At 57.8% G+C, this 1,582-nt stretch carries 2 protein-coding genes; both read left to right on the top strand.

Translation table 11 applies throughout. The annotated features are described in order from the left end of the window. A partial coding sequence (locus tag ACRC1E_RS10555) for an amidophosphoribosyltransferase (protein ID WP_438515056.1) occupies window positions 1-1,038 on the top strand: 1,038 nt, incomplete at its 5' end. Between the two features lie 87 nt (window positions 1,039-1,125). Further along, on the top strand, window positions 1,126-1,582 hold a 457-nt coding region (locus ACRC1E_RS10550; RefSeq protein ID WP_438515055.1), incomplete at its 3' end, for a PLP-dependent transferase.

Here is a 1,582-nt window from a genome sequence, read left to right as displayed (position 1 = left end):
CGCCGGGTCAAGGGTGCTTATGCGGTGGTTGCCATGATCGCAGGCTACGGTCTAGTCGCTTTTCGCGACCCGAATGGCATCCGCCCGCTGGTGATCGGGACGGTCGAACAAAATGGCCGCACCGAGTATATGCTCGCGTCCGAGTCGGTGGCGCTGGATTGCTCCGGCTACAGCCTGCTGCGCGATGTGGCACCGGGTGAATGCATCTACGTGACCTTCGAGGGTGATTTTCACAGCAAACTGGTGGCCGAAGGCGCCCAGCATGCGCCTTGCCTGTTTGAGTATGTCTATTTTGCCCGTCCTGACAGCGTGATCGATGGCGCCTCGGTGTATCAGGCGCGTCTGGTGATGGGCGATATGCTGGCCGACAAGGTGCGTCGCGTGCTGCCCGACCTGGACATCGACGTGGTGGTGCCGATTCCGGATACCAGTCGCCCCAGTGCCTTGCAGCTGGCTATCAGCCTGAACTTGCCCTACCGCGAAGGTTTTATCAAAAACCGCTATATCGGCCGTACTTTCATCATGCCGGGGCAGGGCGTGCGCAAAAAATCGGTACGCCAGAAGCTCAATCCGGTTGGTTGCGAGTTCCGGGATCGCAATGTATTGCTGGTGGATGACTCCATCGTGCGCGGTACCACTTCACGCGAAATCGTACAGATGGCACGCGATGCGGGCGCCAAAAAGGTTTACTTTGCCTCTGCGGCGCCTGCGGTGCGCTTCCCCAACGTCTACGGCATCGATATGCCGACGCGGGCCGAGTTGCTGGCTACCGGCCGCAGCGAAGAAGAAATCGCGCGTGAAATCGGTGCCGATGCCGTGATTTATCAGGATCTGGAGGCGCTGGAGGAGGCTGTCCATTCCGTCAACTCCAAGCTCAAGCATTTCGAGACCTCGTGTTTCTCCGGCATCTATGTGACCGGCGACATTGATGACGAATTTCTGGATAAGGTAGAGAACGCGCGCAAGAAGGGCAATGAAGGCCCCGAATCGCAGATGCTGGACCTGAACCTGAATGTGGCCGAACAGAATCTGATGTAAACAATACGGGGCAGGGAGTCGGTGTGCGGATCCGGCGACAGGGATTCCATCCAGCTTTCTGACCCCGAATAATAAAGAGAAACCATCATGAACGCGCACACCCTGCATCCCGAAACGCTGGCTATCCGTGCCGGCCGGGAAACCAGCGAATTTAACGAGCACAGTCAGGCATTATTCCTGTCCTCCAGTTTTACTTTCGACAATGCGGCCGATGCCGCAGCCATGTTTCTGGGTGAAAAAGACGGCTATACCTACTCGCGCTTCACCAATCCTACCGTGGCCGCTTTTCAGCAGCGTCTGGCCGCACTGGAAGGCGCTGAGCGGGCCATCGCCACCGCCAGCGGCATGGCTGCCATTCAGGGGGTGATGCTGACCTTTCTCAAGGCCGGCGACCATATTGTTTCGTCGCAAAGCCTGTTTGGTTCCACTATCAACCTGTTTTCCGGCCTGCTGACCCGCTTTGGCGTCGAAGTGAGTTTTGTTTCGGCGACCGATCCCGAAGCATGGCGTGCGGCGATACGTCCCAATACCCGTTTGCTGTTTC

It is taken from the genome of Craterilacuibacter sp. (genome assembly GCF_051659485.1).
Taxonomy (GTDB): Bacteria; Pseudomonadota; Gammaproteobacteria; order Burkholderiales; family Chromobacteriaceae; genus Craterilacuibacter.
Note: the sequence above shows the minus strand (reverse complement) of the source record. Positions and strands in the feature narration are given on the sequence as shown.